The sequence below is a fragment of the Flavobacterium sp. RSB2_4_14 genome (genome assembly GCF_051547085.1).
Lineage (GTDB): Bacteria > Bacteroidota > Bacteroidia > Flavobacteriales > Flavobacteriaceae > Flavobacterium.
In genome coordinates, this window is record NZ_JBPTTL010000005.1 from 141,738 (window position 1) to 165,659 (window position 23,922).

Consider the following 23,922-nt stretch of genomic DNA (forward strand, 5'->3'; position numbering starts at 1 on the left):
ATACATCAAATTCATAAAGTATCGGCGTATAAAAAGTTATTTACAAATGCTAATTGCTTATTAATATTTAACTTATCGGTGTTTTTAATAACAATTTCTATATTCAAAAATCGATTGTCTTTAGTTAAAATAGTATGCAATTCTAGTTTGGCAGTCGTGGGTCCAAATAATAGTATTTGATTATAATCAGAACAATTATTACATATTTCTTCATAGAATTTATGTTGCAAATCTTGTTCTTTGTTGTGCAAATGACTTTCTCCTTTTTGTAAAATCTTCTTTTTATCAAAATGATTAAAATCTGAGGTAATGGTTTTAACTTCTCTTGCAGTTCCTGAATGTTCTATAAAGTTTGCCGAGAAATGATCCATATATATGGCTATTGTTTTCATAGGTTTGTTTTTTTGAGTTTATGAATTAATGTTTCATTATTTGATGCATATTTTTGAAGTAAGTTTTCTAGCGAATTAAAATATTCTTCTAGAACTCTAGCATTGATCTTCGGGTTTTCAACCACTGGAATTGTAACGGGCATTTCGTTTAGAAAAATCTGTAATTCTGGATAATCATTTCTAATTTTCAGTGTCAGCAGTAGTATTTTTTTATTGATTTTTTTGTTTGTTTCCATTGAATTGTGATTTTAAAAAAAGCACCAAACTGGTGCTTTTTCATCGAACTAAAACCTAACTAACACTTATTTTAAATATTTTAATAAAACACTTTAAAAAAACTTGTTCGTACAAGAATCAATAAAAGTGATGTTTTACAGTAATAGGATTAATAAAAGAATGATAATAATGATTGCTCCAATAGAAAGATAAACACCATTACCAGAAGCTTTTAAACTTTTTTTGATGACACGAACTTCTTTTCTTAGTTCTTTTTTTTCAGATGAACTTAGAGACGATTTGTCCATTTCTTTAATCTCTTCTAATCGGTTCAGCATGATTTTAACTTCTGCCGGAACTTCTTTAGTGTTATTTTTTGAACCAGGATCAGTTGTAGCTGCTGTGGCACTGTTTGAAAAGGCACTTAGTGATAAAAGGAATACCAATAAGTATAATTGTAGTTTTTTCATAATTTGGTTATTTAAAATTAATTTTTTTGATAGTGTAAAATTCAGAATTATAGCTCTTTAAACTATTACACATTTCTTGTTTATTGTTACAGAATTCATAGATTGTGAAATAACAAAAAGGGATAACATTTGACTGTCATCCCTTTTTATGTTCTGCTTTTAGGATTATTTTTTTGAAATAATATCTATAACTACTGTACGGTTATAAAAACGTTCCTCTGGATATTTGTTTTCAAAAGGAGCTAAATTTTCATCTTCGCCATAACCATGAATTTCAAAAGATACATTTTTTGTTCCTGCTTGAGCGGTACTTTTTTCAAGAATACCTTTCACATCATTAGCTCTAGCTAAAGACAAACTTTGGTTGTAATCAAGTTCACCTATAATATCTGTATGACCAGTAATAATTACAGTGTCGCCATTCATTATTTTTGGAGTTACAATATCGGTTAAGTATTTTTGATAAATAGCAATTGATTTTGACTCGTTGAATTCGTACAACACACTAAAGCGGATGCTTTCTTGAACTACTGGAGCAATGTATGGTACTACGTGAACGGTAGTTTCTTTGGTAACGGTTTTTCCACTTAGGGTTGTTCCAGTTAATGTAACAGCATAATCACCTTCGGGTTGATTTCCTAAAATAGTTTTTACAGGAATGCTTACTTTAGTATCACTGTATGGACCATAATTTTGAGTTTTCCCTCTAGAATCTTTTAATTTCAATGTCCATGAAGTAAAGACTTCTTTTGAACCTGCCACATCAAAAACTACACTATCACTATTGGCTTTTTGTTCCATTGTGATTATTTCTATTGGTTTTAAAGGTGCATCAGGACCACTTTGGAACTCTATTAATAAAGCAGGAGAATCACTTTCTATAGATACTCTACGATCTCCTTCTCTCAATAATTCTAATTCACGCGTTTTTCCTGGTTGTTCCGATGGAACTTCTGGTTTTACTCTTCCTTCAACTGCTATTCGGTTACTATTTATGCTAAAAACAGAAACCAAATAGTTTTTGATTGATTGAGCCATAGCGCGACCATCATCTGGTCCTTTATCTGAAGAACCAACTAATCTAATAGTTGAAGAAGGGTTTTTACCCATTCTGTCACCTAGAATATTTAAAATGTTATAATACACAATCATTTGACGTTCTGAACGTCCAGACATATTTGCTGGAGTGTTGAGTGCTACTTGATCCTCTTTAAAATCTGCTACCTGGTTTTTTTTCAACAAAACGTAACGTTTTGATATTTCTGATGAACCTGCATCAAAAAATACATAATTTCGGATTGGAAAAACCTCTCTAACTTTTCTTGCTGTGGCTACATTTGTTGGCGCGGTTACAGAAAACTGGACTTCACCATCCACAGGTGTTGCTACACGATGACCTTGACCAAATTTTATAACAGCACCAGCTCTAAGTGTTGATACATTCCAAGTTTCGGTTGAACGTGGATTTTGTCCAAAATAAGGTTGGTATGCTACAAAAGGAGATACTACCCATTGTGTTTTTGCAGTTTCAGAATTTATTGGAATATCGTATCCCATTCCAATTTGCATTGAAATAATGGTGTTATTAACGTTATTAAAATCACCTTTTATTTCAGGATTTTCTGGTTGTAAAGGGAAATTTGGATTTTTTCCTAATTGATAATCGAATGATTTATCCTGAATAAATGCTATTCTTGGTCCACCATATAAATAAAAATTATTTTTAAATGGAGCAAAACGGATACTTGGCTCAATAGTAATGTAGCTTAGTTTAGTACTCAAATCAGCTGGACAATCACATGGAGTAATGACTTCATTAAATTTACCAGTTCTACTGTCATAACCTGCTTGTAGCATAAAACTAAATTTTGAGTCAGCAGGATGATATTCTATATTTGGTGCTAAGTATAAACCCGCTCCAAAACCATTATGAAAAGCCGTTGGCGATGTGAAGTCAGCATTCAATTGTTGTGTTGAACCTCTATAGAAATTGAAATTCGAACCCACTGCCGCACCAAACCACCATGTTGGTTTTGTGTACTGCGGTTCTTGAGCTTGCAATGTTGATAAACTGCTTAGGCAAATCAATGCCATAACTAAAATGTTTTTGATACTATAGAATTTCATTCTATGATATTCATTCTGTATTATAGATGTATTTTTCATTTGTGTTTATTTTGTAAATCCCTTCCTCGGAAGGGATTTTATTTTAACTAGATTAGATTAAAGTATTCTTAATTAGGTACGTTTATGGTTGTGTTAACCATAGTTACAGAAGCAATAAGTGAAATGGCTCTTCCATTTAATATTGTTTGAACTGCATTTCCAGGAGTTGAAAACGTAACACCAGAGTAGGCAATTATTGTTCCTACCATAACACCACCACCAGCAGCATTAATGGTAGCAGCACTACCTACTTGCCAAAAGACATTTTTAGCCAATGCACCATTTGTTAGAATAACACTTTTAGCTCCAGTTGGACCTGCAATACCTACAGTTAAACCTGCAGCTGTTTGGAAAACCCATACTGCATTTGGATCGCCTTGAGCATCAAGGGTTAAATTTCCATTAGATATATTAAATGTACCACTAGCTGATTTGTAAACTCCTGGAGCTAAAGTTAAACCGCCAAGTTCACCTGCACCTGGATCAGTTCCACCAGGCATTGCCGCTGGAGAAATACTAATGTAAGCAGCATTCGCATCCACTAATGCTTGAGTAGCAATAGCAAAAGAAGTAGCTGTTCCAGGTAATGGTGGTGCAGTATATATTCCGCCAGTAACATTACCTACATTAAGAGGTGTTTCGGTATAAATAGCTGTAGCATCATGAAAACCAGTCACAGCAGTTGAAACAGCTGTTGTTCCTAAACCTCCATTATTAATAATCGTATTCAAACCTTGATTTGTAACTCCTGCAGTTCCACCAAAAGCTCCAAACATGTCCATACCTCCTAAAACAGGACTATTGTTATTGTTTATAGTGGTAAATCTCCACACATAATCATCAGCTAAAGGAATTCCAGCTAGATTTTTTGCAAAAGTTGTAATTGTGGCTGTGTAAATAGTATTGGCTAACAATGGATTATTTGGCACAAACGATGCAGTATTTCCTAAATAAGAAATAGTACCTAAAATGTTAGTAGTTCCTTGTCTTAGTTTGAAACTTAAATCAGTTATTGTTAATGGATTCATAGCCATATCAAAAGTTGCCGTAATTACTTTGTTAAGCAAAACACCAGTTTCATTTGGATTTGGACTTGTTGCAATTACTCTTGGTGCAGCAATAGCTCCAGTTGTAAAAGTCCAAGTATAATTTGCTGCAAGAGGTGTATTGGCAGTATTGGTTGCACCTGTTGTAATAGTTGCAGTGTACACTAAGTTTGCGCTAAGATTTACATTTGGGGTAAAAAAGGCGTCATTTCCAGAATAGGTTACTACACCAACTATAGGTGTTGTTCCTTGTTTCACTAAAAATGTAGTTTGACTTAAACTAGTCGGATTCATCGGCATATTGAATGTAGCTCTAATCACTTTATTCAATACAACTCCCGTTTCATTAGGTGATGGACTTGTCGAAATTACTCTAGGTTGTAATGTCGCTCCAGTAGTAAATGACCAATTATAATTTTGTTGCAAAGCATTTCCATTTGGATCTTGTGCTTCTGTAGAAATTGTACCAACATAAGTAGTATTAGTTGATAAAGGTGCGTTTGGTGTAAAAGTGTAGGTTGCTCCCGAATGGGTAATTACACCGCCAATAGCTGTTGTTCCAACAATAGTAAACGAGTCTTGATTAATAGAATCAGGGTTCATTTCTTCATTAAAAGTAACCGTAATTACTTGATTAACGGGTACGTTTGTGTCGTTATTATCTGGGTTAGTAGACTCGACAATAGGACAAACACCGACAGTTTCTACAAAATCATCTTTTGCACAACCTGCAATTAACATAACAAAGGCCATTGCCATTGTTATCATTATTTTTTTTAGTTTCATTTTTTTTTGGGTTTAAAAGTGAATTAATTTTCACACAGCAAAGGTTGTTCTATAGTTAACCCTAAGACTTATACCATTTGTTTATAATGTTACATAATTCACATAAACCAATAACGTTTATACTGTAAGTATTTGATTTTTATATTTTTATGATTTTATTCGTAGCCTTGTCTCAATATCTTGGAATTCTAGATTGCTTTATTAAATTTTACTCTTATGTTTAAGATTCGAAATAAAATGGGTCAATTCCGTTGTAAAATCATCTAGTGATAAAGCTGATTCTTTGATGTAATTCAAAGTTTGTGCTATTTCATCTGGAGAGTTTGATGTGTCTTCTAGTAGTTTTGTTAATCCTAGAATATTAGCAACTGGTATTCTTATTTTATGTGATGTTATAAACATCATTTCTTCTAGTCCTTTAATATATTCTGTATGATATTCTTCTGCTTTTTTTAGTTCATTATTTATTAAAATCAACTCATTAGCTCTTTTTTCTTTTTCCTGGTTTTGCGCTAGGAGTTCTTTGTTAGCTAAATTAAGTTCAGCAGTTTGTATTTCTCTCTGTATGTTTTTGGAAGCCAATTTATTATTAGTGATAACAAGTTCTTTTGCTCTTTTTTCTTTTTCTATGTTTTGAAAAGCAAGTTCTCTAAAGATTAAAATTAATTCCGCTGCTCTAGTATCTTTATCTTCATTTTGTAGCGCAAGTTTTTTATTTGCTAAAATTAATTCAGCAGTAATATTTTTATTTTCAATAAATTGTAAAGCAATACTATTATTAGCGAGACTTAGTTTCTCATTAATTAAATAGTTGTTTGGAAACATTATATTTTTTACTATAGCTGACACTTTTCTGTTTTTTTTAATTTTTATTTTACAATAGAATCATTTTTCTTGTTTGCTGTTTTTTCTAGTTCTTTTTGCTTTTTTAATGCTGCTTTTTCCTTTTTGTTAAAATATCCTTTGAGTAAAAAGTTCTTTTTAGCGGCTTCTTCAATTTCATTTAATCCTTTTGAAGCATTCTGGATATTGATGATAGAAGAGTCTACGGATTTTCCAAGTTTTTCATTGTCAACTAGCTTGGATATCACATTGTTTTTATTATTCATTTTTTTTGAAAAATTCGAGAATTCATTTGAACTTGTTTCTAAGTTTACCATCGTATTGTCGAGCTTATTGGCAAAGGATTTATCAGTCAATAATTTTGAGAGCAAACCATCATTATTGTTCATTTTATAACTGAATTCTGCTAATTGTTGGGAGATTATTTTGGCATTATCAATGCTCACTTTTACACTTTTCATCATATCTTCCATTTCTACAGCTTTACTTGAAAGGATATAAGTATTGTCTTCCACCACTTTAGTCGATTTGGAACCAGGTGAAATGGTCAGTACTTTATCTCCCATTAACCCATCGGAGCCAATACTAACCATAGCATCGGTTTTAATATATTTTTGTACATCATCTTGAATAACAAAATTTACTTTTACTAGCGAGTCAGATACAAATTCGATACTCTTGACAGTACCAATATTGATTCCCGAAAGTCTCACGTTGTTACCTACTTTTAAGCCACTTACATTTTTAAAATTGGCATTCAACTGAAAAGTAGCACCAAATAAATTTTGGGTTTTACCTATGAAATATATGGTAATTGCAAAGAATACAATCCCTATGATTACAAACATTCCCAATTTCCAGATGTGATTTGAATTTTTTGTCATTATTTCTATTTTGTTTTTAAATGAAAAAGGAGTGTACCCATTCATCAGTACTTTTTTCTAATTCTTCATAGGTTCCAACAGCATTTATAACGCCGTCTTTTAAAATCATAATTCTATTTCCTGTAATCTTAGCACAAGCTAGATCATGAGTAATAATTATTGAAGTTGTTTTTTGTTTTTTTTGTGTAGATACAATCAATTCACTTATTTCCCTTGCTGTAATGGTGTCCAATCCAGAAGTAGGTTCGTCATACAAAATTATTTCGGGGTTAATTATTATGGTTCGCGCTAAGGCAATTCTTTTTTGCATTCCTCCCGATAATTCTGATGGCATCTTATCGATTGCTTCTTTTAAACCTACGCTATCTAATGCTTCAAGAATTTTATTTTCTATTTCCTCTTTAGATAAGTTTTTAGTGTGATGTTTTAGGGTAAAGGTTAGGTTTTGTCTCACCGACATTGAATCATAAAGTGCTCCATTTTGAAACATAAATCCGATACGCACTCTAATTTTGTTGAGTTCAACATTGGATAACTTGGTTATATCTGTTCCAAAAACTTCTATTTTTCCCTTATCGGCTTCTACTAAACCAACCAAGCATTTTATAGTTACTGATTTCCCAGAACCAGAACGCCCAAGAATTACTAAATCTTCTCCTTTATTTACATCCAGAGAAATACCTTTTAGCACTGCTTTTCCTCCAAAAGATTTATAAAGATTTTTGATTGATATGATAGCTTCTCTTTTCATCATTTCTAGAAAAATAAATCGGTTAATTGCACCGCTAGCATGTCTATTATAAAAATAGAAAGCGATGCAGAAACTACAGCAGAATTGGCAGCAATTCCAACGCTTGCTGTTCCGTTTGATGCATTAAATCCTTTGTAACACCCAATTAATCCTATGAAAAATCCAAAGAAAAATGTTTTTACAACCGCTGGTAATACATCTAAAAATTCGAGATGTTCAAATACATCCGAAAAATAACGGTACATACTGATGTTTCCGTGAACATTATAACCAACATACCCACCATAAATACCCACAAAATCGGCATAAATAACTAAAACAGGAACCATCAAAGTGGTAGCTAAAATTCGAGTGACTACTAAATATTTGTAAGGGTTTATAGCTGATACTTCCATGGCATCAATTTGCTCAGTAACTTTCATTGAACCTAATTCGGCTCCAATTCCTGAAGCAATTTTTCCGGCACAAATTAATGCCGTAATAACGGGTGCTATTTCTCGAATTAAGGATAAAGAAACCATACTTGGTAACCAAGACTCGGCACCAAACTTTATCATGGTTGGTCGTGATTGTATGGTTAAAACCAATCCCATTATAAAACCAGTTATCGTAACTAATGGTAATGATTTAAAGCCAATAGCGTAACATTGTCTGAGGAATTCGTTGATTTGAAAAGGTGGTTTGAATACTTCTTTAAAAAAACGTCCTGTGAATAAAGTAATGTATCCTGTATTCGTGAATAGTTGTTTTATGCTGGGTTCCATCAGTTTGGTTTTTTTTGTAGAAATTTGAAATAGATACTATTTTGTAAAAAATAAAGCTATTTGTTAGAACCAAAAACATTCAATTTTGGTGAGGTTCTTCTTCTCTTGACTAAATAACTTTATTTATTTCATTTTCATAAAATGATACTTTCGCTTACCATATTCAGTTCTATTGAGTAGCATTTTCAACTATGTAAAATTGAGTAAATTGAACTGTTAAACTGTTATATAATTGTATTGATATGTTATAAAATTAATATGGTTTCAGTTGTATTAAGGTTCATTTTGTATTGAAAATTTGTTAACTAAATGGCATCATCATCGCCAAATTCGTTCAGCTTCTTCTTTATTTTTTGCTCTGGATGAGTTGATTTCGTTTTTGATGCCTCTTTATTTTTCTTGGCATCACTTTTTTTAGTTGCAATAACATGAATTTTTTTAATTGCCATAGTTTTTAGAATTTAATTGAAATTGATTAAAACTTATTTGATTTAAAAAAAAATGGCAACCATCCCTGATTGCCATTTCCAACTTGAATTAATAATAATTATAATTATTCTTTTGCTTCTGTAGCTTCTCTATTTTTAGCTCCCATTCTATTCATTTTAAACATAGGAGAAAATTTAAATTTGATAGAAGAAATTTTCATATTATCATCATTTGATAATCCTTCTTTTTCAACGGTATTTTTTCTGCTGTCCAATGCTTCATACATCAATTTTATTTCATCATAATCTTCTCTTGAAAAGTCACCTTTATTATCTTTATATGATTGGAAAAAGTTTTCATAAACATTAAGTATGTTATCTTTGTTTACCCAAGCAAAACTCATATCATCTCCAATTTTTCCTGCACCAAATAAACGATCTCTCAACAATTGTGATGGAGAAGGAGTAACTACTGGTTTAGGTTCCATGTTCTTTTTAAATTGATCATAATACGTTGTGGTAGTAGTAATTCTAACTTGTGATGTAGATTTTGTTTCTTCATCAAGATTAGCCAATGCTTCTGACGCTTCAGCATTTCTTTTTTCAAAGTCTTCTGAAATTTTATCCCAGTTTGCTTTCATATCTTCATCCGAAACAGTTTTTAAGGAATCAACATACCTTTCTAATTCGCTAATTCTTTGTTCAGCTAAATCATTTTCTTTTTTGTTACAAGAAGTAAATCCCAAAAGAACTAATGAAAATAACCCAATTTTTAATACATTTTTGTTCATAATAGTACGTTTAATAATATTTAATTAAGTTTAAATATTTACTGTAAAACTAGTTATAACGCCATGGTTGCGTGTTACATAATTAGCGTTTTTAATTATACAATTATTGTAGTCGTTAAGATTTTCAATGTTTGTTTAAAAAAGAAAAGCTGCCAATAAATTGACAGCTCTTCAACCAAAAAAACTAAATTATATTTTTCTAGTAATTAATTTTCAACTCTACACGTCTGTTTTTAGCACGACCTAAAGATGTTTTGTTATCAGCTACTGGTTTACTTTCTCCAAATCCAGTGGCGGTAATTCTGCTTTCGGAAATTCCTTTTCCAATCATATAACTTCTAACTGAGTTTGTACGTTTTTGTGATAATACCATGTTAAAATCATCTGAACCATTACTATCGGTGTGACCATCTATAAATAAATTGGCACCTTCATATTTGTTCAAAATAGTGGTTAATTCATCCAATAAAACAAGTGAAGCTACTTTTAATTTATCACTGTTGTTTTCAAAGAAAAGTTTGCTAGCGATATACGTTATTCTAACTGCATCTTGTTTAGCAATTTCTGGACAACCTTTGTTAACAATAGTTCCTTTTACAGTAGGACAACGGTCATCAATATCAGCTACACCATCGCCATCAGTATCAGGACAACCTTTTAAACTAACTGGACCAAAGTTATCTGGACAACGATCTTCTTCATTATTCACACCATCTTTATCATTATCAAGTGCACAACCTGATGCGTCAACTTTTGTGCCTGCTTTAGTGCTAGGACATTTATCATCTAAATCGGCAACACCATCATTATCACTATCAGGACAACCTTTTAGTGCTACTGTTCCTGCTACATCTGGACATCTGTCGTTTACATCAGCTACACCATCATTATCTTTGTCTGGACAACCATTCATCATGACTGAACCTGCAACATCTGGACAAGCATCTAAATAATCGGCTACGCCATCATTGTCTTTATCTACTGGACAACCATTTTTGTCAACAGAAACTCCTGCTGGCGTATCTGGACATTTGTCTTTACTATCCGAAACACCATCATTATCAGCATCTTTCTTTTTCCCAAAACTATAAGATAATCCAGCTGTGTGCATTAAATAATCATCTTTTTTACCTGATACAACACCATCTCTGCTATCATTGTTAGTATACATAAATGTTTCTTGTAAGTTAAGTGTCAATTCAGGTGTCAAACGAATGTTTATACCACCACCAACAGTTGGAAATGCGGTGTCAATTTTTTCTTTATGAAAGTTTAATTGTCTGTCAAATAAAATAGCACCAATACCACCAAAAACATAAGGTCTTATGGCATATTTTTGATTTATTAAATTCCATCTTAAGTTTAAACCAACAGCACTAAAGTCACTTTTGAAACCTGTTGTACCACTGTCATAACCTAGTGTTCCTCTTGAATAGGTTGCATTCACATCAAGAAAATCCCATAAATACCTCGAAACCGATACACCAACAAAACCATATGAAGCTTTATCTGTTTGATACCAATCTCTGCCTAAATCTCCGTTGTACTGGATAATACCACCATTAAGTCCGACATTCCATTTCTTGTCTTCTGTTTGTGCTTTAGCACTAAATGTAAATGCAGTACAGATACATAGTAATAGTAATTTTTTCATCTTGTTTATATTTATTAATATTGGTACAAAGGTCAGTGGCAACTTGAATGTTTAAGTTACATAACTATTGTAATTGTTTGTATTATTATTTGTTATGAAATTTGGTAAATACAAAAAGGCAAGGTTTTACCCTTGCCTTTGTCATTACTACCCCTAATAATGACCAACCAAACAAACAAATTTTTATATTATTTTACTTTATAAAACAGTAGTATTGTTCTATATTTATTTTACAAAGATGTTGCTTTATAAACGCTAATCTATTACAGAATTTTATTCAAAAGTTGTAATATATTTGGTTTAACAAAATGAAATTTGAAGAAGCAAAAGCGCCTTAAATTTAGTATTCAGATTTGAATAGGAGAGAAGCGAAATGCTAATGAGGATAAGAGCGAAAGTATTGGAAATCTAACTTACATTCTATCCATATACCAATCCAGTTCTTTTCTCATGGTTTTGTAAACAAAAATTAGAGCAATTATTTTTTTCAATCGAACGAATGCCGTTTCACTTTTAACGACATAATCAAAAGCTTCGTGATGCATACATTTTACAGCAATTTCAATTTTGTCCTGAGAAGAGAGCATGATAACTGGAATTTTGCTATCTATTTTTTTTATTTCATCTAAAGTTTGAATTCCATTCATAGCATTTTTTACAATACCATCAAGATGATAATCAAGTACAATAATATCGGGATTTTTTGACAAACTTTTGAGACATAATTCACCTGTGGCAAATGTTTCAATATCAAAATCACCATTTTGCATGAACTCAATTTCTAATAATTTTAAAAAAACAGCATCATCATCAACAAGAAACAGTTTAATCTTTTTTTCACTTTTCATTAGTACTTTTTTTAGCAATTTATTGCTTTATATTTTTTAATTCATTTTCTAATTCAAAACAGGAATGTTTGCAAACTTTTTCAAGCTTAGTGACCAATTCTTCAAGTTCTGTTGCTTGGTCTAGCTTATCGGCATAATCTTGAATTTTTTTGGCTAAATCTGTATATTCTGGATCTATACCCATAATAGTAAATGAAGGTATCATTTTGTGAACAGTAGCTTTAAGCATATGCCAATCTTTGTCTCTGTAACTTTGTTTCATCGACATAATTAAAGGAGGCGTTTGTTTTAAATAGGCTTCTACCATTTCAGACATAAGCTTTGTATTTGATTTAGTCAGCAATTTTAAATAACTAATATCTACATATTTTGTATGCTCACCGTCAGCTATTTCGTTTGAATCATCCGTTATGAATTCATCTGTTTTCTTTAATAAACCTACTAATTTACTGTATAAATACTTTTCGTCAACAGGTTTTGAAACATAATCATTCATGCCTACTTCTTTGCATTTTGCCACATCAACGGTTGTTACATCAGCGGTTAAGGCAATGATAGGAATATCTAATTTCATGGTTTGTCGAATGTATTCTGTGGCTTCAAAACCGTTCATTTCGGGCATTTGTAAATCCATCAAAATAATATCGTAACTGTTTTTTTTGAGTTTTTCAATGGCAATTTTTCCGTTTGCAGCTATTTCACACTCAAAACCAAAATCATCGAGAAGCGTTCGCATCAATAGTTGATTGAGTTCCATGTCTTCAACTACGAGTATTTTGGTATCTTTTATTTTGGTGTCTAATTCAATAATTTCTGTTTCCAAAGCTGCTGGTTGATTGGTTTTATTAAAATGGAGAGTAAAACTAAATTTCGACCCTTTGCCTAAAACACTTTCAACTTCGATTTTGCCATTTTGTGCTTCAACCAACTGTTTTACAATGGCAAGTCCCAAACCTGTTCCTCCAAATATTCTGGATGTACCACTTGTTGCCTGCTGAAAATTTTCAAATATTTTGTCTGTTTTACTCTCTTTAATGCCAATTCCAGTATCGGCAATTTGAAATGTAATGGCAACTTCCTCAGCCGTTTCTGAGGTTAATTGAACACTTGCGGTTATGTTTCCTTTTTGAGTAAATTTAACTGCGTTACTCACTAAATTCAGTATAATTTGATGCAACCGCACTGGATCGCCAACTAATACTTCGGGAATGTTGGAATCATAATGAGTAATCAATTTTAAATTTTTCTCTTGTATTTTCGTTTCAAATAAATGCAACATCGCATTGATTGACTGTTTTAGTTTGAAAGGTGTTTTTTCAAAAGTCATTTTTCCAGCGTCAACTTTGGCTAAATCAAGTATGTCATTGATTAGAACAATTAAGGCATCGCCACTCAATTTTATAGCCGTTAAATATTCTTTTTGTTTAGCGGTTAAATCCGTTTTGAGTACCACTTTGGTAAAACCAATGATGGCATTCATCGGTGTTCTAATTTCGTGACTCATATTGGACAGAAACTGTTGTTTTGATTTCACGGCTTCTTCTGCTTTTAAAGTAGCAGTTTCAGCTGTAACTTTGGCATCTTCAGCAATGGAAGTGGCGAGTTCTGCAAAAATTCTGGCCTCAATTAGCTCTTTCTCGGCTTTCTTTTGTTCGCTAATATCTCTGGCAACTACCACTGCACCAATAACTTTTCCATCATTATCTTTATAAACAGCACCATTAAACAGCACGTCTGTAAACTTATGATCTTTGATGGTAAGCGGATAATCAACAACAAATCCTTTAGAAAATACGAGTTCGTATCCTTCTTTTGCTCTTTCGGGTTCAGTAAAATAGGAGATAAAATCAGAATCTATTAATTCTTCTTTAGTCACATTAGTAACTCTAACCGAAGCTTTATTGGTATCGGTTATTTTGCCTTGTGGACTGATGGTAAATAATGGATCACGACTGGCTTCAATTAAACTACGAGAATATTGCGAAGTAATTTCTAGAGAAGAACTATAAGCTTCCAATTCTTTGTTTTCAATAACACGTTTTTCTTTTTCACTGTTTTGAAAAGTAAGTTCTTTGTCAGCTATTTTTAATTCATCAGCCCGATTTTGCTTTTCGTCATTTTGAAATAAAAGTTCTTTATTGGCAATTTCTAGTTCGTCGGCACGATTTTGTTTTTCGTTTTTTTGAAACAGTAGTTCTTTATTGGCAACGATTAATTCTGCTGCTTTTTTTTCTTTTATTTTATTTTGGTATTCGAGTTCTTTATTGGCAATGAGTAATTCTTCTGCTCGTTTTTCTTTTTCGTTATTTTGGAATTCAAGTTCTAAATTGGCAATGCTCAATTCCTCAGCGCGCTTTTCTTTTTCTTCATTTTGATACAGTAATTCTTCATTGGCAATAACCAATTCAGCCGCACGCTTTTCTTTTTCATCATTTTGAAATGCCAATTCATTATTTGCAATCCGTAAGTCTTTAGCCCATTTTTGTTCCGCTATATCACGAGCTACAATCACAACACCTTTTGTGTTTCCTAATTCATCTTTATAGATGGAACCATTAAAAAGCACATCGGTTAATTTCCCGTTTTTGTGACGAATAGTTAATGGTGCATCAACCACAGAACCTCTTGCAAATACATCAAGATAAACTTCTAAGGCTTTTTGATGTTCGGTAAAATAATTGATAAAATCTGATCCAATCAATTCTTCTTTGGCAATTCCGGTAATCTTTACTGTGGCTTGGTTTAAATCGGTAATTTTCCCTTCGTTGTTGATGGTAACCAAAGGATCTAAACTAGCTTCAATCAAACTCAATGAATATTGAGATGCAAGTTTTTGGTTGTGGATATAGTTTTCTAATTCGGAGTTTCTATTTTTTTCTAACTTAAATATGTAATAAATAAAAATGATTAAAAGAACAAGAAAAATAGCAATGACTATAAATAACGAGTCAGACATTCCTGCGCTTGAATTATTTTCACTTTTTCGTTGTTCTAGCAATCGGAGTTCTTCAAAATTCATCATTTTGATGTTTTCTCGAATGGAGTCCATAACGGCTTTTCCTGTCGCTAAAGTTGCTAATTCACTCTGATTACTGCCAATATTATTTTTTTTATTATAAATCAAAGATTGAGATAAACTGATTTTTTTTGAAATAGATTTTTTTAAAATCGCAATTCTTTTTTGTTGTGCTGAATTATCATTGGTGAGAACAAATAGGTCTTCGATAATGTGGTCAATATTTTTTTGACTTTGATTAATTGTGGATAAAAAATCATTGTTTTCCGTTAATAAAAACCCTCTGCTGTTTGTTTCGATATTAACAATGTTTACCAAAATTTCATTATTTTTTTTAATGATTTCTTGGGAATGTTCAACCATTTTTTGAGTTGATTTTACAATAAAAAAATTGTAATATGAAGCAGCCAATAACGCAACTATCAAACCGATAGAAAAGTAATAAAGGAGACTGTTTTTTTTATGTAAAATAATATTCATCATCTGTTTTTATAAATGCAATTAAGATTCGTCTTTAGTGGTGCGAACTAAACTTATTCCAGTTCCAAAAAACAATAACCCTAAAACGCCATAAATTATGAGTATTCTTATATCATGGTTATTCCCAGCAGTATTCGAGAAAATAGTAGCAGTATAAATCAGTCCGCCAATTCCTAATATGGTGAGTATGGCGCCAAAAATTCTTTTAATATTCATAGAAATGGTTTTTTAAGTAGTAATTAAATTTCTTCAATAGAAATTCTTCTTTTGTCTTTTAACTTTTTAAAATGTGAGGGCGAAAGTCCAGTAACTTTTTTAAACTGTGTACTCAAGTGCGCTACACTACTGTAATTCATTTTCCATGCGATTTCAGTAATGTTTAGTTCATCATAAATCATCAGTTCTTTGATTCGTTCAATCTTATGGGAAATCATGAATTGTTCAATAGTTGTTCCTTGAACTTCCGAAAATAAATTGGCCAAATAGGTATAATTTTGTCCCAATTTTTCACTCAAATAATCAGAAAAATTAACTTTGATAATTTCATCAGAATGGTGAACCATTTCAATAATGATATTTTTTATACGTTCAATAAGTATGGCTTTTTTGTCTTCCATGAGTTCTAACCCCGATTTCAAAAGGCCTTCTTTCAGCATTTCACGTTTCTCGAATGTGATGTTTTCCATAATTTCTACTTCTCCCAAATCAACCACAATAAAGTGAAGACCTAGTTTTTTCAACTCGTCTCTAACCGCTATTTTACAACGATTACTTACCATATATTTAATGTATAGTTTCAAAATAAGCAGGTTTATCTATTTATAACAAAGTTCAGTTTTAATGGAAAATTTGGGTTGCACTATAATGGAAAGAAGTTATACAATTCCGATATTTTCGAGCGCAATTCTCTTTTTATCTTTCAATTGTTTGAAGAAACTAGGAGTGAGTCCTGTTACTTTTTTGAACTGTCGAGACAAGTGCGAAACACTACTATAGTTGAGAATATATGATATTTCAGTAAGATTTAATTCGTCATATAAAAGTAATTCTTTGACACGTTCAATTTTGTGCGCAATGATAAATTGTTCAATGGTAATGCCTTTTACTTCTGAAAATATTTTGGATATATGAGTGTAATCTAATTTTAGTTTTTCGCTGATGTAATCAGAATAATTTACTTTGGGAAGTTGGTCTGTGTAATGTACCATTTCAATGATGACATTCTTTATTTTTTCAATAAGAATGGCTTTTTTATCATCCATGAGTTCTAACCCAGAGCGTTGTAATGCTATTTTTAATTTTTCTCGTTTAGCATCGGTTAAATTTTCCATAATTTCTACCAAGCCTAAATCCAAAATAACATAATGAAGCCCTAGTTTTTCCAACGCATCTTTTACCACCATTTTACAGCGGATACTCACCATATATTTAATATAGAGTTTCATGGTTTGATTATTTTTTTATGAATTTGCAGATTACTTAAATAGTGTAATCTAATCTTCATAACCACTTTTAATAATAGTGGATAACATTTTGAATTGTACATTAGCATTAAAGCAATGTTTAGCATGCGCAGGAATAATTATTCCTTGACCCAGAGTAAGTTTATGTGTTTTTTCGTTGATAATAATTTCCGCAGTACCATCTATTATTTGAATATAATTATCAAATGGAGATGTTTTTTCGGCTAGTTCTTCACCAGCATCAAAAGAGGAAGCCGTAATGTTTCCAGTAGTTTTTTTAATAATAGTTTTACTTAAAACAGCATTGGGTATGTATTGTATGATTTCAACAATGATATGTGATTTTGCTTTTTCAACTTCTGAAGTATCCATTTTTTGATTAGAAATACACTTTTTATTCAAAATTTGCAATAAGCAATTGTATTGAAAAAAGCATTCTCATTACAAAGGTGACGCTTTAAATTGGTTAAAGGTTCAACAATTCATAAAAAGAAATATTCTATTTGTATAAATTGCTAATTGTGGCTTTAAAGTTTCTTTTTAAAATATCTCTTTCTAATAAACAAAAAAAAACGCTTTAGAAAAATCTAAAGCGTTTCAATAAACATTTATTATAAGTTATTTCAATTTCCCAATAGTAACTGCAATAGTAGCGCCTACAATAGAAGCTAAAACTACTGAAACAATAACATCAGTTGCCATCATTTTTACATCTATTGTTTCATTCATCATGTTGTTAAAAAAATTGATACACAAACTCATGAATAATCCAATACCAGCGGCAACTTTAATACCGGGAACACATTTAGAAATACTTTCGCCTTGAGCAAAAACAAAAGAAATTAAAAATCCAAAAGACATACAACCTAAGAAAATGAACAACATGTTTTCGGTTCCTTTCATAGGAGGGAAAAAATCAATTAATAAAATTCCGTAGAATAACCATCCTAATAGAAAATCGGTAATTCCACCGACAATTCCACCAATTAAAAAGTTTTTTACATTCATAATTAATAATTTATGGGTTAGTGATATAAAATTATTATTATTTTGAGAATGTAATAATTTAACAGTTGTTTAATTGTTAACTATTTATTAATCAATATTGTTAATAACGTTTTTGATAATTTACTAGTTTTTGTCTTTTGAAAAACTACCGTTATCAACGTCTTTTAAAAAGCTAATCAAACCAGGAAAGTAATGTTCTTGATCGTCATATTGAGAACAATGACCACCGTTTGGACAGAGTAAAAATCGTCCATTTTGCACTTCTTTTGAAATCCATTCCATGTGTTTTGGATCCATTGTATCATATTTGGCACCAATTACCAATGTTGGAATCGTCAATGTTTTTAATTTGGATGTGATATCCCAATCCTTTAGAGTTGCATCTCCTGTTATTCCAAACTCACTCGGACCTTGCATATAAACATATACATTTGGGTTTAAATGTTTGAATGCTCTATTAATAGATTCTGGCCATTGGTCAACTGGCATTCTAAGGATGTGTTCGGTGTAGTAATAATTCATCAACAATTCCATGTATTTAGGATTGGAGTAATCTTTGTTTTTCTCAAACTCTTTAATTTGTGAAAAAACTTTTGGATCAAGTTGTGGTCCAAGAACTTCTTCGGCATATTTGTTATATGCTGGTGCACTTGCCATCATGTTTGAAATAATCAAACCTTTTAGATTTTTTTGATATTTTAAAGCATATTCCATTGCCAAAATTCCACCCCAAGATTGTCCTAACAAATAAAAATTGGTATTGTCCAATTTCAAAGCTTTGCGCACTTGTTCTACTTCTTCTACAAATCGCTCGGTTGTCCAAAGTCGATTATCATTCGGTTGGTCACTATAATACGAACCTAATTGGTCATAGTATATATATTCGATACTTTCATTGGGAAAATAACCGTCAAAACTTTCAAAAAATTCATGCGTTCCACCAGGACCACCATGAAGTAAAAGCACTTTTATTTTTGGATTATTTCCCACTCTTTTAGTCCAAACATTGAATTTGCCAATAGGAGTGGAGATGGGAATCATTTTTATACCACCAGTAGCTTGATCATCACTTTTGGAATAATCAAGATAATTTGCTTTGATAGAATCTACAGGACTATTTTCTTTACAACCCGAAAATAAAATTGATGCCAGAAGAATAGTTAGAAATAATTTTAACTTCATAATTGAAAGATTTAAAGTGTTAGCTATAGATTTTTTGATATAAATCTTTATATTTTTCCATTACTGCTTTTCGTTTTAGTTTCATAGTTGGAGTGAGGTGACCACCATCAATAGACCAAACATCGGGTGTGAGTTCAAAACGTTTTATTTGTTCCCAGTTTCCAAATTTTTTATTTACAGTTTCTACTTCTTTTAATATTCGTTCTTTAACCTCATTATTGGCACAAATAGCTTCATTTGTTTCTCCAATATTGATATGATGTATTGCAGCCCATTCTTTGACAAAAACAAAATTAGGTTGAATAAAAGCGGCAGGCATTTTTTGCCCTTCGCCAATAACCATAATTTGCTCCACAAATCGGGATTGTTTCATGGCATTTTCAATCAACTGTGGTGCGACATATTTTCCTCCCGAAGTTTTGAACATTTCCTTTTTACGGTCGGTAATTTTTAAAAATCCGTCACTATCGATTTCTCCAATATCTCCTGTGTGAAAGTATCCATCAACAATGGCTTCATTGGTTAGTTTTTCGTCTTTGTAATATCCCATCATGACATTTGGTCCTTTGCAAAGAATCTCTCCATCAGCTGCAATTTTAATTTCGACATTATCAATAATACGTCCTGCAGTTCCAATTTTAAAACCACGATTTCGCATATCATTCACCGAAATTACAGGTGAAGTTTCTGTTAATCCATAACCTTCCATCACATAAATTTCTGCCGCAGCAAAAATTCTTGCCAAACGAGGTTGTAAAGCGGCACTTCCATTTACAATAAGATCTAATCTTCCACCCAAACCTTCTTTCCATTTACTGAAAATTAGTTTTCGGGCAATTTTCAATTCTAATTCATACCAAAAACCATTAGCTTCATAAGGTTCATATTTTAAACCCACATTAACTGCCCAAAAAAACAATCTTTTCTTTATACCGCTAAGGTCTGACCCTTTGGCAATAATTCGTTCGTAAACTTTTTCGATAAGACGAGGAACACCAGTCATTACCGTAGGATGAACTTCTTTTATGTTATCACTAATTTTATCCATCGACTCACCAAAATAAATAGAGCAACTGTAAAACTGATAAATATAAGTGACCATTCTTTCGTATATATGGCAAATAGGCAAGAAACTAAGGGCAACACTTTTTCCTTCGCCAAATGGAATTCTATTGGCACTGTCTAAAACATTGGAGACAATATTATTATGCGATAGCATGACGCCTTTTGGTTGTCCAGTAGTACCAGAAGTGTATATAATAGTAGCCAAATCCATAGTATCAACACTATTTTTTCTGTCTTCAACCACATCTTGATTGCTCGTATCTTTTCCTAATTCTAATAATTCAACCCAATTTTTGCATCCTTCAATTTGGTTAAAAGAATATACTTCTAATAGGTTTGGGACATCTTGTTTGATTAAAGTAACTTTTCGCAATACTTCCTCATCTGATACAAAACAATATTTTGCCTCACTATGATTGAGAATGTAGGCATAATCTACTTCGGAGATTGTTGGATAGATGGGCACATTTTGAGCACCAATTTGCAATACACCAATATCCATAATGTGCCATTCGGTTCTGTTATTAGTTGAAATTATGGCTATTTTATCATTTTTTTTGATGCCTAAACGCAACAAAGCTCTCGAGATAGTATTCGCCTTATCAAGGTATTCTTGAGTAGAAGTAGCAATCCACTTTCCATCGTATTTGGTAACTAGACAATTGGAAATATTATTCTTTTCAAGTTGAAAATAGGGAAAGTCAAAAAGACGTTTGATTTGTGTCATTTCTTAAATTTTAATGCAAATTAAATAATATTACCTTCATTCACAATATTAATTTAAAATTTTAAAATCATACCTCTGAAATATGTAGTTTTGCATCGTTAATTTTATGATTTAAATGAAAAAATTCCCCCGCATTGAAGAATATAAAGCAGTAGTCTTTAGGATTTTATTAGCTTATGTTTTTTATTTTATTGCCCGACTTTTATTTTTTATATACAATAAAGATCTTATTCAACTTGATGGAATTTACGACTTTTTTAGATTGTGCTATCACGGATTGGCTTTTGATACTACAACCATTTTGTATGCTAATGCATTATTCATTATTATTTCTGTTTTTCCTGCTATTATCAATACCAAAAAAAGGTATCAGAAAGTACTGTTTTACATTTATTTCGCAACTAATTTACTAGTCTATTCTGCCAATTTCATTGACTTTATTTATTACCGATATACTTTCAGTAGAAGTACTAGAGCGTCTTTAGATACCTTAGAAAACGAGAGCAATAAAACAGAGTTATTTTTTAATTTTTTATTGAATTATTGGCATGTCTTTCTGTTGTTTTTTTCTTTGTCTTACATCTGGATTTTATTGTATAAAAAGATAAAAGTTCACCATAAAGTTGAAAAACCTTCCGTGAAATATTTTGCGGCTTCAGTGGTTAGTTTTTTATTAATTACCACACTTTGTATAGGTGGAATTAGAGGTGATTTCAAGAAAAGTACCCGACCAATAAATATGCTTGATGCTAGTCGTTATGTGAAAAATGCTTCGCAAGCCGATGTAGTTTTGAACACTCCTTTTGCTGTCATAAGAACTTGGAATACCAATACTTTTAAGAAAGTGAATTTGGTTACTAAATCGGAAGTTGACAGTTTATTGGTTCCAATAAAGTTATACAAGAACAACCCTAAGACAACTCCAAATATTGTTATTTTTATATTAGAAAGTTTTGGTCGAGAATATAGTGGTGCTTTTAATAAAGGCACAAAAATCCCAAATTATGAAGGATATACACCATTTGTTGACTCGTTAGCGCAACACAGTTTGATTTTTACCAACGCCTATGCTAATGGATGGAAATCTATTCACGGAATGTCATCAATAATTGCTGGAATTCCATCGTTTAAAGATGCTTTTACTTCTTCGCCTTTTCCAAAACAGAAAATCGAGTCACTAGTTTCTACTTTGAAAAGTGAAGGTTATGATACTTCCTTTTTTCACGGTGCACCAAATGGTTCAATGGGTTTTTTAGGATTTGGAAACATTTTGGGCTATGACCATTATTATGGCAAAACAGAATTCAACAACGATGCTGAATTTGATGGCGTTTGGGGAATTTGGGACGAACCTTTCTTTCAATATTTTAATCAAACATTAACACAAAAGAAACAACCTTTTATGGCCACGTTGTTCTCTGTTTCTTCACACGAACCCTACAAAGTTCCAGAAAAGTATGAAGGAAAATTTCCAAAAGGAAAAGTAAATATCAATGAATCCATTGGTTACACTGATTATGCTTTAAAACGATTTTTTGCCGAAGCTAAAAAGCAATCATGGTACAACAACACTATTTTTGTTTTGGTTGCCGACCATGGCAACACTATTGCTTATGATGAATATCGAAAAGAGTTTAACAAACACACAGTTCCTATTTTATTCTTTTCTCCTAATGGCAACTATGTTGGAGTGAACAATGATTGGGCACAGCAAATTGACATTTATCCAACACTTTTAGACATGATTGGGTATCAAAAACCATTTAGAAGTTGGGGTAGAAGTTTGATTAACGAAAAAAAGGTTCCACCTTTTGTAGTAAAATATGGTGCCAATGTGTATCAATTTATGAGCGGCAATTACATTTGCACGTTTGATGGGAAAAAAGCTGTTGGGTTTTATGCAGCAATGGATAAAGGCATGGAAAACAATTTGATTGGAAAACGTAATGCCGAAATGAATGCACTAGAATTGCGATGCAAAGCATTCATACAAGATTATATGGAAAGGGTGATTGATAAACGATTGACTACTGTGAAATGAATGCAGATTACTGAATTATGATTTAAGATTTTTGAAGTTTTAAATTCTGCAATCAAAAATCATTAATCAAAAAACTTAAATCATTACAATTTCTCCATATTCTGTGCCAATGTCTCAATAAACTTGGTAATTGGACCTTTTATCATCATGGCCATCATAGGATTGAAATCACCTTCAAAATGCAGTTGAACTTCGGTTGATGCATCCGTAACTTTGTCCAAATTTGCCGTTAAAGTAAAAGGTAATTTGTCACTTGCTGCAGCAAGATTTACTTTTGAATGAGGCACACCTTCTTTTAATCGTAATTTAATTTCGGGCATTCCTTTTAACCCAAAATTGAAAATATCATCGCCCAATACTTCAAACTTGGCAATGTTTTCGGGCATTAATTTTTCAAAGTTTTTCACATCAGACAGAGCGTTGAACAAATATTCTGCTGATTGTGCTACGGTAACTTTAGGGCTTTCTAAGTTCATAATTTAATTATTATATTTTTCGTAAACAGTTATCGAATTGGGTCTGGTAACGGTTATTAGATTGTCGACTAATTGAAAATCCCAATTTACTTCGGTATTTGTGTTTGGTTCATAAATTTTAATTTCACCGCCAACTTTTTTGTAATCAAAATATTCTGCATTTGATCCCGATTGACATGGCTGAGAATAACTACCATTTGAGTCAGGTAATGGATATGACCATGTTAATGTTCCAAAATCAGAAAAGAATATTTGATCGTTCATCAATCTACAATCTGGTTGGTTTGGGTTTGATGGTATTTCAGGGGAAATACTTTTGATAATCCATAAACTTCGGTATTCGCCAGAATTATTAGTTTCAGAACTACAGTTAATGAAAAGAACAGAAATAAAAATGAAAAGTATTCTTGATTTCATTTAATACA

General features: G+C 31.8%; 24 protein-coding genes. 1 reads left to right on the forward strand and 23 read right to left on the reverse strand.

Annotated features, from left to right (window positions below; genetic code table 11):
* Positions 1-11: 11 nt before the first annotated feature.
* The 21 genes from ACSVH2_RS10615 to ACSVH2_RS10715 form a co-directional block, all read right to left on the reverse strand.
* Positions 12-392 carry a hypothetical protein gene (locus ACSVH2_RS10615; protein WP_438093157.1) on the reverse strand — a complete coding sequence of 127 codons (381 nt, stop codon included), beginning with the start codon at positions 390-392 and terminating at the stop codon, positions 12-14.
* Complete coding sequence (locus ACSVH2_RS10620; protein WP_438093158.1) at positions 389-628, reverse strand: hypothetical protein; 240 nt, start codon at positions 626-628, stop codon at positions 389-391. Before ACSVH2_RS10620 ends, ACSVH2_RS10615 begins: the two co-directional genes overlap by 4 nt.
* Positions 629-763: 135 nt before the next feature.
* Entirely contained in the window at positions 764-1,078 is a 315-nt protein-coding gene (locus ACSVH2_RS10625; RefSeq protein ID WP_438093159.1) for a hypothetical protein, read from the reverse strand.
* 165 nt (positions 1,079-1,243) lie between these two features.
* Positions 1,244-3,244 carry an OmpA family protein gene (locus ACSVH2_RS10630; protein ID WP_438093160.1) on the reverse strand — a complete coding sequence of 667 codons (2,001 nt, stop codon included), beginning with the start codon at positions 3,242-3,244 and terminating at the stop codon, positions 1,244-1,246.
* A 68-nt stretch (positions 3,245-3,312) separates the two neighbouring features.
* Positions 3,313-5,076: an Ig-like domain-containing protein gene (locus ACSVH2_RS10635; protein WP_438093161.1), complete on the reverse strand. Its 1,764-nt coding sequence runs from the start codon at positions 5,074-5,076 to the stop codon at positions 3,313-3,315.
* A 201-nt stretch (positions 5,077-5,277) separates the two neighbouring features.
* A complete protein-coding gene (locus ACSVH2_RS10640; protein WP_438093162.1) occupies positions 5,278-5,925 on the reverse strand; it encodes a diguanylate cyclase in 648 nt (215 codons plus the stop codon).
* Positions 5,926-5,945: 20 nt separating this feature from the next.
* Positions 5,946-6,803 carry an MlaD family protein gene (locus ACSVH2_RS10645; RefSeq protein ID WP_438093163.1) on the reverse strand — a complete coding sequence of 286 codons (858 nt, stop codon included), beginning with the start codon at positions 6,801-6,803 and terminating at the stop codon, positions 5,946-5,948.
* Between the two features lie 16 nt (positions 6,804-6,819).
* Positions 6,820-7,557, reverse strand: a complete 738-nt coding sequence (locus ACSVH2_RS10650) for an ABC transporter ATP-binding protein (protein ID WP_438093164.1) — start codon at positions 7,555-7,557, stop codon at positions 6,820-6,822.
* Between the two features lie 2 nt (positions 7,558-7,559).
* Entirely contained in the window at positions 7,560-8,318 is a 759-nt protein-coding gene (locus ACSVH2_RS10655) for an MlaE family ABC transporter permease (RefSeq protein WP_438093165.1), read from the reverse strand.
* 305 nt (positions 8,319-8,623) lie between these two features.
* On the reverse strand, positions 8,624-8,767 hold the full coding sequence (locus tag ACSVH2_RS10660; protein WP_438093166.1) for a hypothetical protein: 144 nt from the start codon (positions 8,765-8,767) through the stop codon (positions 8,624-8,626).
* Positions 8,768-8,871: 104 nt separating this feature from the next.
* Positions 8,872-9,537 carry a hypothetical protein gene (locus ACSVH2_RS10665; protein ID WP_438093167.1) on the reverse strand — a complete coding sequence of 222 codons (666 nt, stop codon included), beginning with the start codon at positions 9,535-9,537 and terminating at the stop codon, positions 8,872-8,874.
* A gap of 199 nt (positions 9,538-9,736) precedes the next feature.
* The gene (locus tag ACSVH2_RS10670; RefSeq protein ID WP_438093168.1) at positions 9,737-11,191 is read right to left on the reverse strand and encodes an OmpA family protein; all 1,455 of its coding nucleotides are present in this window, start codon (positions 11,189-11,191) and stop codon (positions 9,737-9,739) included.
* Positions 11,192-11,604: 413 nt separating this feature from the next.
* A complete protein-coding gene (locus ACSVH2_RS10675) occupies positions 11,605-12,039 on the reverse strand; it encodes a response regulator (protein WP_438093169.1) in 435 nt (144 codons plus the stop codon).
* A gap of 19 nt (positions 12,040-12,058) precedes the next feature.
* Positions 12,059-15,418: a CHASE3 domain-containing protein gene (locus ACSVH2_RS10680; protein WP_438093170.1), complete on the reverse strand. Its 3,360-nt coding sequence runs from the start codon at positions 15,416-15,418 to the stop codon at positions 12,059-12,061.
* A 138-nt stretch (positions 15,419-15,556) separates the two neighbouring features.
* Positions 15,557-15,751 carry a hypothetical protein gene (locus ACSVH2_RS10685; RefSeq protein WP_438093171.1) on the reverse strand — a complete coding sequence of 65 codons (195 nt, stop codon included), beginning with the start codon at positions 15,749-15,751 and terminating at the stop codon, positions 15,557-15,559.
* A 23-nt stretch (positions 15,752-15,774) separates the two neighbouring features.
* Positions 15,775-16,314 (reverse strand): helix-turn-helix domain-containing protein, encoded by a 540-nt coding sequence (locus ACSVH2_RS10690; RefSeq protein ID WP_438093194.1) that lies wholly within the window; start codon positions 16,312-16,314, stop codon positions 15,775-15,777.
* A gap of 96 nt (positions 16,315-16,410) precedes the next feature.
* Positions 16,411-16,980: a helix-turn-helix domain-containing protein gene (locus ACSVH2_RS10695; protein WP_438093172.1), complete on the reverse strand. Its 570-nt coding sequence runs from the start codon at positions 16,978-16,980 to the stop codon at positions 16,411-16,413.
* Between the two features lie 48 nt (positions 16,981-17,028).
* A complete protein-coding gene (locus ACSVH2_RS10700) occupies positions 17,029-17,370 on the reverse strand; it encodes a cupin domain-containing protein (RefSeq protein ID WP_438093173.1) in 342 nt (113 codons plus the stop codon).
* A 246-nt stretch (positions 17,371-17,616) separates the two neighbouring features.
* The gene (locus tag ACSVH2_RS10705; RefSeq protein WP_438093174.1) at positions 17,617-18,006 is read right to left on the reverse strand and encodes a hypothetical protein; all 390 of its coding nucleotides are present in this window, start codon (positions 18,004-18,006) and stop codon (positions 17,617-17,619) included.
* A 123-nt stretch (positions 18,007-18,129) separates the two neighbouring features.
* On the reverse strand, positions 18,130-19,188 hold the full coding sequence (locus ACSVH2_RS10710) for a proline iminopeptidase-family hydrolase (protein ID WP_438093175.1): 1,059 nt from the start codon (positions 19,186-19,188) through the stop codon (positions 18,130-18,132).
* 19 nt (positions 19,189-19,207) lie between these two features.
* Complete coding sequence (locus ACSVH2_RS10715; protein ID WP_438093176.1) at positions 19,208-20,980, reverse strand: AMP-dependent synthetase/ligase; 1,773 nt, start codon at positions 20,978-20,980, stop codon at positions 19,208-19,210.
* 115 nt (positions 20,981-21,095) lie between these two features.
* Here ACSVH2_RS10715 and ACSVH2_RS10720 point away from each other — a divergent pair, with 115 nt between their 5' ends.
* On the forward strand, positions 21,096-23,021 hold the full coding sequence (locus tag ACSVH2_RS10720) for an LTA synthase family protein (RefSeq protein ID WP_438093177.1): 1,926 nt from the start codon (positions 21,096-21,098) through the stop codon (positions 23,019-23,021).
* An 83-nt stretch (positions 23,022-23,104) separates the two neighbouring features.
* Here ACSVH2_RS10720 and ACSVH2_RS10725 read toward each other — a convergent pair whose 3' ends face one another.
* Positions 23,105-23,497 (reverse strand): SRPBCC family protein, encoded by a 393-nt coding sequence (locus ACSVH2_RS10725; protein ID WP_438093178.1) that lies wholly within the window; start codon positions 23,495-23,497, stop codon positions 23,105-23,107.
* 3 nt (positions 23,498-23,500) lie between these two features.
* The gene (locus ACSVH2_RS10730) at positions 23,501-23,914 is read right to left on the reverse strand and encodes a hypothetical protein (protein WP_438093179.1); all 414 of its coding nucleotides are present in this window, start codon (positions 23,912-23,914) and stop codon (positions 23,501-23,503) included.
* Positions 23,915-23,922 lie beyond the last annotated feature (8 nt).

What these genes read in the sequence shown, in the direction of transcription:
- ACSVH2_RS10615 (WP_438093157.1), bottom strand. Translation starts at nt 392, where the DNA reads ATGAAAACAATAGCCATATATATGGATCATTTCTCGGCAAACTTTATA.
- ACSVH2_RS10620 (WP_438093158.1), bottom strand. Translation starts at nt 628, where the DNA reads ATGGAAACAAACAAAAAAATCAATAAAAAAATACTACTGCTGACACTG.
- ACSVH2_RS10625 (WP_438093159.1), bottom strand. Translation starts at nt 1,078, where the DNA reads ATGAAAAAACTACAATTATACTTATTGGTATTCCTTTTATCACTAAGT.
- ACSVH2_RS10630 (WP_438093160.1), bottom strand. Translation starts at nt 3,244, where the DNA reads ATGAAAAATACATCTATAATACAGAATGAATATCATAGAATGAAATTC.
- ACSVH2_RS10635 (WP_438093161.1), bottom strand. Translation starts at nt 5,076, where the DNA reads ATGAAACTAAAAAAAATAATGATAACAATGGCAATGGCCTTTGTTATG.
- ACSVH2_RS10645 (WP_438093163.1), bottom strand. Translation starts at nt 6,803, where the DNA reads ATGACAAAAAATTCAAATCACATCTGGAAATTGGGAATGTTTGTAATC.
- ACSVH2_RS10650 (WP_438093164.1), bottom strand. Translation starts at nt 7,557, where the DNA reads ATGATGAAAAGAGAAGCTATCATATCAATCAAAAATCTTTATAAATCT.
- ACSVH2_RS10655 (WP_438093165.1), bottom strand. Translation starts at nt 8,318, where the DNA reads ATGGAACCCAGCATAAAACAACTATTCACGAATACAGGATACATTACT.
- ACSVH2_RS10660 (WP_438093166.1), bottom strand. Translation starts at nt 8,767, where the DNA reads ATGGCAATTAAAAAAATTCATGTTATTGCAACTAAAAAAAGTGATGCC.
- ACSVH2_RS10665 (WP_438093167.1), bottom strand. Translation starts at nt 9,537, where the DNA reads ATGAACAAAAATGTATTAAAAATTGGGTTATTTTCATTAGTTCTTTTG.
- ACSVH2_RS10670 (WP_438093168.1), bottom strand. Translation starts at nt 11,191, where the DNA reads ATGAAAAAATTACTATTACTATGTATCTGTACTGCATTTACATTTAGT.
- ACSVH2_RS10675 (WP_438093169.1), bottom strand. Translation starts at nt 12,039, where the DNA reads ATGAAAAGTGAAAAAAAGATTAAACTGTTTCTTGTTGATGATGATGCT.
- ACSVH2_RS10680 (WP_438093170.1), bottom strand. Translation starts at nt 15,418, where the DNA reads ATGGTTGAACATTCCCAAGAAATCATTAAAAAAAATAATGAAATTTTG.
- ACSVH2_RS10685 (WP_438093171.1), bottom strand. Translation starts at nt 15,751, where the DNA reads ATGAATATTAAAAGAATTTTTGGCGCCATACTCACCATATTAGGAATT.
- ACSVH2_RS10690 (WP_438093194.1), bottom strand. Translation starts at nt 16,314, where the DNA reads ATGGTAAGTAATCGTTGTAAAATAGCGGTTAGAGACGAGTTGAAAAAA.
- ACSVH2_RS10695 (WP_438093172.1), bottom strand. Translation starts at nt 16,980, where the DNA reads ATGAAACTCTATATTAAATATATGGTGAGTATCCGCTGTAAAATGGTG.
- ACSVH2_RS10700 (WP_438093173.1), bottom strand. Translation starts at nt 17,370, where the DNA reads ATGGATACTTCAGAAGTTGAAAAAGCAAAATCACATATCATTGTTGAA.
- ACSVH2_RS10705 (WP_438093174.1), bottom strand. Translation starts at nt 18,006, where the DNA reads ATGAATGTAAAAAACTTTTTAATTGGTGGAATTGTCGGTGGAATTACC.
- ACSVH2_RS10710 (WP_438093175.1), bottom strand. Translation starts at nt 19,188, where the DNA reads ATGAAGTTAAAATTATTTCTAACTATTCTTCTGGCATCAATTTTATTT.
- ACSVH2_RS10715 (WP_438093176.1), bottom strand. Translation starts at nt 20,980, where the DNA reads ATGACACAAATCAAACGTCTTTTTGACTTTCCCTATTTTCAACTTGAA.
- ACSVH2_RS10720 (WP_438093177.1), top strand. Translation starts at nt 21,096, where the DNA reads ATGAAAAAATTCCCCCGCATTGAAGAATATAAAGCAGTAGTCTTTAGG.
- ACSVH2_RS10725 (WP_438093178.1), bottom strand. Translation starts at nt 23,497, where the DNA reads ATGAACTTAGAAAGCCCTAAAGTTACCGTAGCACAATCAGCAGAATAT.
- ACSVH2_RS10730 (WP_438093179.1), bottom strand. Translation starts at nt 23,914, where the DNA reads ATGAAATCAAGAATACTTTTCATTTTTATTTCTGTTCTTTTCATTAAC.